The organism is Anaerosporobacter faecicola, from assembly GCF_012070565.1.
Classification (GTDB): domain Bacteria; phylum Bacillota; class Clostridia; order Lachnospirales; family Lachnospiraceae; genus Anaerosporobacter; species Anaerosporobacter faecicola.
In genome coordinates this window covers 1-556 of record NZ_JAAQRO010000021.1, presented here as the reverse complement: position 1 = coordinate 556, position 556 = coordinate 1, and the positions used below count along the sequence as shown (strand labels likewise).

Annotated in this window: 2 tRNA genes and 2 rRNA genes; all 4 read right to left on the bottom strand. The window is 44.8% G+C overall.

Annotation, left to right across the window (positions count from 1 at the left end):
- Positions 1–32: 32 nt before the first annotated feature.
- Positions 33–106 (bottom strand) — tRNA-Ile (locus HBB17_RS08225).
- Positions 107–129: 23 nt separating this feature from the next.
- Positions 130–247: ribosomal RNA gene (gene rrf, locus HBB17_RS20830) — 5S ribosomal RNA — on the bottom strand.
- 8 nt (positions 248–255) lie between these two features.
- Positions 256–341: transfer RNA gene (locus HBB17_RS08220), tRNA-Ser, on the bottom strand.
- 135 nt (positions 342–476) lie between these two features.
- Positions 477–556, bottom strand: a 16S ribosomal RNA gene (locus HBB17_RS08215); the annotation flags it as partial.

Here is a 556-nt window from a genome sequence, read left to right as displayed (position 1 = left end):
CAGATTAAAACACAAAGTGTTTTAATTTTGTATGGGCTTAAATGGACTCGAACCATCGACCTCACGCTTATCAGGCGTGCGCTCTAACCAGCTGAGCTATAAGCCCATATTTCTTAATATGTTTTTTAAATCTGGCAGCCACCTACTCTCCCATACCGTCTCCAGTATAGTACCATCGGCCGTCTAAGTCTTAACCATCGTGTTCGAGATGAGAACGGGTGTGCCCCAAAGACGCATCGCCACCAAAAATATTTACGGAGAAGGTGGGATTCGAACCCACGGTCCCTTTCGGAATCACTGGTTTTCAAGACCAGCTCCTTAAACCACTCGGACACCTCTCCATACGTAAGTTTTCTATTTACTCTGACCTATCAACTACTCTACCTTTGATTTAGCTTTGCTTCATCTCAGTAGAACCACTTAGGTCTCATTGAAAACTCAACAGTAAAACAACCTTTACTTCTTCTCTTCCTTAGAAAGGAGGTGATCCAGCCGCACCTTCCGATACGGCTACCTTGTTACGACTTCACCCCAGTTATTGATCCTGCCTTCGGCA